The 8,294-nt window shown below is 30.8% G+C and carries 7 protein-coding genes and 2 pseudogenes; 2 read left to right on the top strand and 7 right to left on the bottom strand.

The genetic code is table 11. The features are described 5' to 3' along the window. Window positions 1-210: pseudogene (locus ACPDHL_RS08775) on the top strand (hypothetical protein); the annotation flags it as partial. Between the two features lie 21 nt (window positions 211-231). Beyond that, window positions 232-432, top strand: a pseudogene (locus tag ACPDHL_RS08770) (IS3 family transposase); the annotation flags it as partial. Between the two features lie 18 nt (window positions 433-450). Here the strand turns inward: ACPDHL_RS08770 and ACPDHL_RS08765 are convergent. From ACPDHL_RS08765 to ACPDHL_RS08735, 7 genes are all read right to left on the bottom strand, one after another. Next, window positions 451-1,017: a hypothetical protein gene (locus ACPDHL_RS08765; protein WP_220485272.1), complete on the bottom strand. Its 567-nt coding sequence runs from the start codon at window positions 1,015-1,017 to the stop codon at window positions 451-453. Window positions 1,018-1,074: 57 nt separating this feature from the next. Next, window positions 1,075-1,716, bottom strand: coding sequence for a LuxR C-terminal-related transcriptional regulator (locus tag ACPDHL_RS08760; protein WP_430532393.1), 642 nt, complete (start codon window positions 1,714-1,716; stop codon window positions 1,075-1,077). Between the two features lie 274 nt (window positions 1,717-1,990). After that, a complete protein-coding gene (locus ACPDHL_RS08755; RefSeq protein WP_430532392.1) occupies window positions 1,991-2,746 on the bottom strand; it encodes an SDR family oxidoreductase in 756 nt (251 codons plus the stop codon). A gap of 86 nt (window positions 2,747-2,832) precedes the next feature. Continuing rightward, a complete protein-coding gene (locus tag ACPDHL_RS08750) occupies window positions 2,833-3,207 on the bottom strand; it encodes a helix-turn-helix domain-containing protein (RefSeq protein ID WP_182646505.1) in 375 nt (124 codons plus the stop codon). A gap of 265 nt (window positions 3,208-3,472) precedes the next feature. After that, window positions 3,473-3,904 (bottom strand): IS200/IS605 family transposase, encoded by a 432-nt coding sequence (gene tnpA, locus ACPDHL_RS08745; RefSeq protein ID WP_182646504.1) that lies wholly within the window; start codon window positions 3,902-3,904, stop codon window positions 3,473-3,475. A 1,945-nt stretch (window positions 3,905-5,849) separates the two neighbouring features. Beyond that, the gene (locus tag ACPDHL_RS08740) at window positions 5,850-6,458 is read right to left on the bottom strand and encodes a DUF6088 family protein (RefSeq protein ID WP_430532391.1); all 609 of its coding nucleotides are present in this window, start codon (window positions 6,456-6,458) and stop codon (window positions 5,850-5,852) included. Between the two features lie 290 nt (window positions 6,459-6,748). Next, window positions 6,749-8,242 (bottom strand): hypothetical protein, encoded by a 1,494-nt coding sequence (locus ACPDHL_RS08735; protein WP_430532390.1) that lies wholly within the window; start codon window positions 8,240-8,242, stop codon window positions 6,749-6,751. Window positions 8,243-8,294 lie beyond the last annotated feature (52 nt).

The following is an 8,294-nucleotide window of genomic DNA, read 5'->3' as shown; positions in this document are numbered from 1 at the left end:
GATATGTCAACGGAAAACACCACTTTAGCAGCCTTTAAAATGGCTAAAAAGAACAGATCTTTTGAAGACGGATTAATTTTCCATTCTGACCAAGGAGTACAATATGCTAACTACAAATTTGCTAACTATTTAGAGTCCTTTAATGTTGTTAGAAACATGAGTAGAACTGCAAAGCACATCACGAATACCAAAATAGATAATAACCAATGAGTAAAGGCTAATTGTTGGGATAACGCCGTAGCAGAAAGCTTCTTTAAATCCCTAAAAGTGGAAATGATTTATGGAAATTTACAACTAAATACAAAGCAAATGGAGGCTAAAGTCTTTGAATATATAGAACTCTGGTACAATAAAAAACGTAGACACTCCTACTTAAACTATCAGACAATCAACGAATTTAATCAAATAATAAATATTAATAAAGCTGCTTAACTAATTGTCCGGATTTCATTAGGATATCCACAATCGTAAAATATCCACTCCTTCCCAATAATATTTACTAGGATTATTTTCAACCTTCTTTAATATCTCTTTAAAAGAATTAATATTCGTTTTATACTCTTTCAATACCTTTTCTTCAAGCCCTAATAAATCATAAATGTAAACCTTTATAGCTGGTTCAACTAAAGGACGAGGATGTCCATCAATACTGTTTTGTTGTGCTATTTTCTCTGCATAAAATATAGAAGCCCCCCATTTACTAGACAAGTAGGCATTGTTTAATAAAATAACAAAATAATCACTCCGTCTTTCACTATATCTTTTTTTACTCCAAGCTATTTGTTCATATTCTTTAAAGATTTCAACCATTTCTGTAACTTCATAAAACACCCCCTCATCTAACATTACATTGGCCACAGAATCCATCTTTCGCATATAAGCTTCTTGTTTTAATTGACCTTTTTTATATAAATTGGTCACTTTATCGAATTCACTTTGGTTTATTTTTTTTGCATAAATAAACACAGAAAAAATCCCTAAAATAAGGGACCACATTATTCTTTCATTAAATATCATTATCTAAAAGTATCATCCTAATTATTGACTACATTAAAACTATTCAATTTTACTAGGTTAATTTCGCTCTAATATTCTAACCTTATATGCATAGTCTAATAATTTAATTATAGTGTTGCAATCAGCCTTTTGCATCATTCGTCTACGATGTGTAACCACAGTATTTAAACTAATATGCAATTTATCAGATGTTTGTGGTACTGATAGACCTGAAGCAAAACACTTTAATATTTCAATTTGCCTAGAAGTAAATAATACAACTTCAGCATCAACCTTTTCAAGTTTGTCTTTTATAATAGGACAACAATAAGTCTTACCTCGCTCTACATTTTGAATACAATCTAATATAATATCAAATCCAGAAACTTTTGATATTATCCCCTCTGGAGTACGTACATTGATTTGCTGAATTACACCAGGGTTTGTTACAGTAGTTACTACAATTATATTGGTATTTTTATTTAAGCGACGAACATCATTAATTATATCTACCCCTACTCTATCATTATCCAAATAATAATCCAAGAATAGAAAAACCTTTTTCCTAGAATTCTTTATAAGGAATTGAAGTAGTTTATTTGTATCTGACTCTATATGAATATGATCAAATAAACCTGTTTTTTCCAAAAGTGCAGAAAAAGAATCTGCAAACAATCTATGATTATCTACTATAATTCCTAATTTATAATTACTCAACATGTCTTTATAGAATTTTAAAAAATTATTTTGTACTTCGTATTTGATTAAGTTCAAATACTATTTAATACCCCATGTACTAAATAACTTTATTTTACCCCAAGAAATGAGGAATAAACACTTAGAATATTCTCATTACATCAATCAAATATATCTAATTATCCACAATAAAAAGATTATTTACTTCACTAAAATCTAGTTCATAGTGAATTTCAATCTATTTTATTGGTTTATAATCAAATAAAAAGTGCTTAGATTTTCTAAGCACTTTTTACTATTATCTAGTTGTGTATCCTCCATTTGCAAAAATAGTTTGCCCTGTAATCCACCAACCTTTTGTGACTAGAAATTCAACTAAAGGAGCAATATTCTCTATTTTAGTTAAGCCTCCTAAAGCTGAAGCTGATTTGTGATAAGATACAGCATCTTCAGTTTCTTGACCATAGAAAAAAGGTGTATCCATTGGCCCAGGAGCTACTGCAGTAACCGAAATTCCTCTATGCCCAAATTCTTTAGATGCCATTCTTGTAAAATGTTCTACAGGAGCCTTTGCTCCTGCATAAGTAGAATACATTCCTGTATAAGCAGCCAAAAGTGATGTTACTATTGAACAAATTTTACCATTATCATTTAAATATTTACCTGCTTCTTGTATAAAGAAATAAGCTACTTTAGCATTTATAGCAAACATCTGATCATACTCCTTTTCGGTTGTTTCTGAAAAAGGTTTTTTAAGTACCATACCAACTGTATTAATTGCTATGTCAATTCCCCCAAAACGCTGTTTGGTTTCTTTAAAAAAGGTAGATATATTCTCTACATTAGTTAAATCAGCCTGAAATAAAAAAGCTTCACCTCCATGTTTTATAATATCAGCAAGCGTTTTCTCAGCTTCCATTTTACTGTGATCACTATTGTAATGAATTGCAACCTTAGCTCCTTGCAAAGCAAAATCTCTACTTAATAAACCTCCAAGATTTTTAGCCCCGCCTGTAATTAAAACTACTTTTCCTTTTAAATTAGTCTTCTCCATGTTAAATTTACTTTTAATATTCACAATTAATATTGTAAAGTTGAGCATAACTTAAAACAGTAGCATGGTGAACTTTTCGGAAATTTCTAACGATGCATTTTTCTATACTTCCCAGGAGGGACTCCTGTAAATTTCTTAAAGAACTTAGAAAAATTAGAGGGATCATAAGTAAAAATATTGGCAATTTCTGCTAGAGAATAATCTGTATTTAAAATTATTTCCTTTGCTTTATCTATAATCTTCAAATCATAAAAGTAACAAGGATGATTACCAGTTTCTTTTTGAACAGTGTCAGTTAAATGTTGATGTGAAATTGCTAAATTCTTAGCAATTTGATTTATTTCAAAAAATTCTCTCTGACAACCGTTTATTACATCTAAAATGTGCTGATCCAAATAATTAAAAAATAATTGGACTATTTGCTCACTTCTACTAAGTTTTTCCATACTTTCTTTTCCCATATTTATTTCTTTTACTTATTTTTTTCTCAAAAAATTACTAACTAAATATCACTTCAGATAACTTAAAAAACAAAAAAGCCGTAACCTTTAATTACAGCTCTTCAATCATTTTATCAATAAAGTTTAGGAGTACTATTTCACTAAAATAACACTTTTTAAAAGAATAAACAATATAAAATACATTTTAAATACTTTAAATAAACCACTATGGACTGAAAGTCCATAGTTTGTTAAAGCAGACTAAAGTCTGCCTGGGTGGAGCTACTTACTCAAGTATAAAGTTACCTCCGTTATCATTTGGTTTACGATGGTGTTCAAGATATTGATTTAGCATTTCATCAGTAATATTTCCTGTACTCCAACAACCAAAGCCTATTGCCCAAAAGTGACGTCCCCAATATCTGTACTTCAACTCAGGAAATTCTATTTGGAGTTTCCTTGAGGTACGACCCTTGAAGAGTTTGACAATATTGCTTATGTTTTGAGATGGTCGATATTCTATATGAAGATGAACATGATCCTTTGATACTACACCTTTTAAAATTTGAATATCTTCTGCTTCACAAATGTGAATGATCAGACTACGACAACGTATCTGAATATCTCCTTCCAATACTGGATAACGATATTTAGTCACCCATACTATATGGGCGGTTAAACGTGATACACTATGTCCTCCGGTTCGTTGATATTCCATATATCAAAGGTAAACATTTTTAGAAGCTGAAAGCTAAATGCACTAAAGTGCATAGTTTTAACTACAGTCTGCGACCAATAAAAAAAACAAATAGAATTATAAAAAATCATCTATGAATAAATATCAATCAACTTTGCGTTTTTCGCAAAGAGCAAACCAATATAACTTATATAGACCTAAGTATCCTCAAGAACTAATTTCGTATCTACAAAAGTCTATAAATCTCAATAATAGCTTTAATATTGCTGATATCGGTTTGAGTCCTCTTTTTCATATTATCATTCCAATACCTTGGATTTAAATTATATTTCACAATCATTATTTTCAATTTAAAATAAGATGAAGCAACTGAAAAAGCACTTTCTCAACCTGTATAATTTGTATAAATTATTCCCAAAACATCTCAATCTTAATTTACAGTTTCCTCCCTTTGTATTAGCATTTTAAGTTTATTTATTCAAACATTACAAGATATTATAGATTTTCACACACTTAATACAATATATTTTAATTATATTTGAAATTCAAATCGGAAAATATAATTAAAAATGGAAAACTCTTTTACTAACCAGCTATTATCCTTAACTAACAATTTCTTATATGACGATGATCGTAATAAAGCAGAAGTTTTCAATAAAATTTTCAGTTTAATTGAACAAAACTGTACTCCAGAAAAACTCATACTTATAAATAACATTAAGAAATCTTATAACTATGAAAAAGGTTCTTTTTGTACCATCAATGATCATCAATATGCAAAAGCCCTAATTCCGATGTTCAGTGCTGTTTTTTCAGTTCTAAGTCTTCCGGAATAAATGTAATTCAATTTATTCTGTTTTTATCAGGGTATTTATTGAAAAATCTCCTACACAATTTTGTAAAAAAGTACCTAAGAAAAAGTAAATATTTTAGGCATTCTTTATCTACAAAAACAATAATTCTATATACTATTATCACTAATAGATATAAATAATTAAACTAGCAAGTGATTATATAAGTACAAAAATGAGTTATCTTCAGAAGATAGCTCATTTTTAATAATCTATCAGCTAAAACTCCAGAAAGATTTATTACAATCAATCAATATTGAAGGGCTTGTTTTCGATTTCGTTTCCTCGCTGTCTGACATCTAATAGATAGATACTTACTTCTACAATGACATTACACACATTCTTGAATCAATAATTCGTCTTCAAGATTCAGAAGAAACTAATCACTAGGATGTTTACTAACTCAAAAGATGAGATATGCATAAAATTAATTCAAACAGCACTTGATACAAAAGGTGTATTTTGAAAATCTAACAACACATGCACTTTTCCCAATTGTCTAAGTTGTAAATTATTAAAATTTCCATTTAATTTTTGCTAGTATTAGAATAAATATTATCCTAAATCAGATAATTCAGAAATATGGTTAATGCAAAAAAAGAGCAGATAACATTTAATTTTGAGAACAATAAATTATATCCATTATTCAATAGAATTAAAAATAGTTCAATCTTTTACTCCATAAAAATAGTTAACTAAAGCCAAATAGACACCCCGACAACCAAAAAACACCTTAACAAGTTTAGTATTCCATAACAAAATACATCAAACTAAATTAATTAACAGGTAATATGAAACAAACATAACAAAATACTAAAAAACAAGATAAAAATAAATCAAAGTAAAAACATAGATGTTGATTAAAATATTTACTTACATCATTTAGAAAAACAGGTAATTATTTAACTTTTTAGTACTTTTTTAAAACATTTAAAAGTATTATATTTGATTTTAACCTAATTTACTAAGGTGAACTATTAGGTGAGTTGGTTTCAAACAAACAAGACAATTGATTGATTTAAAGATACTTACAAGGAGTGGTTCGAATCCTGCCACCCCGACTTCAAAGCCATAAATGGCTTGTAAATCCGTAAATAGTGATATTTACGGATTTTTTATTTTAAATAGGGTTCTAGTTTTTTAATTTCTTTTTGAATCCAAACTGGAGCAAATTTCAATTGAGATTCTATCACCCGCGGATCTATTTTATCAATAGCTAATTTAATAGTAGTTAAAAAAGAATCTGTACTTTCTTTTTGGCCTTTTTCTTTAAAAGCCTGCACTACTAAATGTAATAGATTATCTTTTATCATAAGATTTTTAGGGACAGTCCTCTTAAAATTAATCTTCCTATTTCCAACCTTAATTTCTCTTTGAGACCCGTCAGTCAAATAAACAGTCTTTAATGGTATTTGAGTTGTTAATCCTAATAAATACAACGCTAATACACCAGTTGGTGCTATACGCACCTTATCTCTTTTTGCAATCTCATTTGCAATTTCCTCTATACTAGGATAAATTGTTCCTAATAAAGAATCTTGCTTTGGTTTTATATAAATACCATGAGCTAATCGTTCAATAAGGTTTTCTTTTTCTAAACGAGAGAGTACTTGGCGAATATTTTCAGCTGTGCCATATTTAACAAAATCATTAGCGAAAAAAATTTCACCGCGCTTAGATTTAGAAATCTTCTCTACTATCTGATTACTACTAGATTTAATCAAAAAACACATATATTATTGTCACAAATTTAATCAATATTTGTGACAAAAGTTTCTTTCAACTAATTAAAAGATTTGTTTATTAAATAGTAACATCTTATCTCAAACAAAAACAGCTGAAATAATATATTTACAGAATAGTATTAGGTGAGTCGTTTTTTTACAAACAAAAAAATCGATTGCTTGCTAAACGGATATACGCAAACAAAGCGGTTTGCTTGGATCAAAATAAAAAACGAGAAGCCAACCGTAGTTAACCTCTCGTTTTGTATCGTTTTCCCCTTTAATTAGCGCTATTCGACAATAGCTTTTATCGGTAAGTTGGGGTTGATTAATTTTTTACATCCATCGACAAGTACTGTTAATTTCGTTGGACGAGAACGGTATACATCCTCACCAAACGGTCCACCATTAGGACCTTTATCAACTCCTTTTGCTGAATAATAAATGGAGTATTCTCCTTTTTCCAAGTCATCGCGTTCTGCGGTAAACACAACAGTACGATTGCCATCATATTCCCATGTCCCCACCCCTTGCTCTACGTATTTAAAAGGGTTGCTAGATATGGCATACCCTTCTTCATCTTCAAATCGAAAGCTGGTATAATCAACAAAATTGCTTGAATTACCCCCAGTAGGGCGATTCGTCAACGAACCCGAATAAAAATAAGTATCATCATACACATCAAAATCAACGGATCTCCCTTCATTATCTTCCTTTTTATGACAGAAAAAAACAACTAAATCCTCCATTTCTGGCTCATAAGGTAAACGAACCACAATATCTTTTACCAAATGTTTTTGATAAGCACCAGCAGTGGCTGCGGCGAAACCAATTTTAAAATTAGCTGGGATAGTTGTTTCAAAATTATATAGATTCCCTTCTTGATCGAAAGTTTTAAATGCATCAGGATAATGCAATCCGCGAATAAAAACTCCTTCTCCTCGATCATCTGCCACGCGAACTTCTAATTCTGTTCCTCCTTTAGCACTTGGGGTAACCCCAACAATCACCTTGTTGTATTTTATGTTTCCCTTCACATCATAGCCGGTATGCATTTCAAAGGTTTTAAGTCCTTGTTCTTCATAAAAATCATATTCTCCTGTATCGTATGCTAAGCGAGCGCGATTAATTGTCCATTTCTTATTGGCATTAATCGTATACAAGACCGGATAGCCTTTATAGCGATTGTTTTTAAGTTGTCCTCCGCGAATGGTAATATGGCTTCCTACTTCACTCCAATTGTGTCCCCAAATACCTTCTCGTTTTTCGTGTTCAACGATACTTCTCGTTTTAAAGTCGCCATATACATCCAACCCCACACCTAAATAGGCACCATTCAGTCCAGCTACATTAGGGGTTTCATACTCATTATTTCGATATGCATAGCCCAAACTGGCGCCATGTGCTCCAATTTCAAAATCCTTGTTACTATCGTAAATAAACAAGCTCATTCCATCCCCATAACGTCCGTTGAAGGTCTGCCCATCCACCATGGCATATTTAAACTCAATAATTACTCCAAATTCAGAGGTAAAAGGAATAGCATCTAAGGAGAATCCACTAAACTCTTGGATTTGGTCCCCTTCTTTATAGGTTAAAGCAATACCATCTTCCGAATAGCGCTCCGAAGAGGTAGCTAAATGAGGTTTACCAAAATACTCCGTAATCTCAGAGGGTTTCGTTGTTCCAGTTAAGGAGATACGATAGGGAAACAGGCGTTCATTTTGGGCAAAGATTAATCCGCTAACCAAAAACAAGACCCCTACGGTTATTCTTTTTATCATCGTGTTCTTTCTGTTTGCATTCATACTATTACATCGCCTATTGTCAAACAAT

The organism is Myroides sp. C15-4 (assembly GCF_050522745.1).
GTDB lineage: Bacteria > Bacteroidota > Bacteroidia > Flavobacteriales > Flavobacteriaceae > Flavobacterium.
This window is presented reverse-complemented; position numbering and strand designations above follow the sequence as displayed.

Bases quoted from the DNA above. Each gene is read 5' to 3' on its own strand.
- ACPDHL_RS08765 (WP_220485272.1), bottom strand. From the start codon at position 1,017: ATGATATTTAATGAAAGAATAATGTGGTCCCTTATTTTAGGGATTTTT.
- ACPDHL_RS08760 (WP_430532393.1), bottom strand. From the start codon at position 1,716: ATGTTGAGTAATTATAAATTAGGAATTATAGTAGATAATCATAGATTG.
- ACPDHL_RS08755 (WP_430532392.1), bottom strand. From the start codon at position 2,746: ATGGAGAAGACTAATTTAAAAGGAAAAGTAGTTTTAATTACAGGCGGG.
- ACPDHL_RS08750 (WP_182646505.1), bottom strand. From the start codon at position 3,207: ATGGGAAAAGAAAGTATGGAAAAACTTAGTAGAAGTGAGCAAATAGTC.
- tnpA (WP_182646504.1), bottom strand. From the start codon at position 3,904: ATGGAATATCAACGAACCGGAGGACATAGTGTATCACGTTTAACCGCC.
- ACPDHL_RS08735 (WP_430532390.1), bottom strand. From the start codon at position 8,242: ATGATAAAAAGAATAACCGTAGGGGTCTTGTTTTTGGTTAGCGGATTA.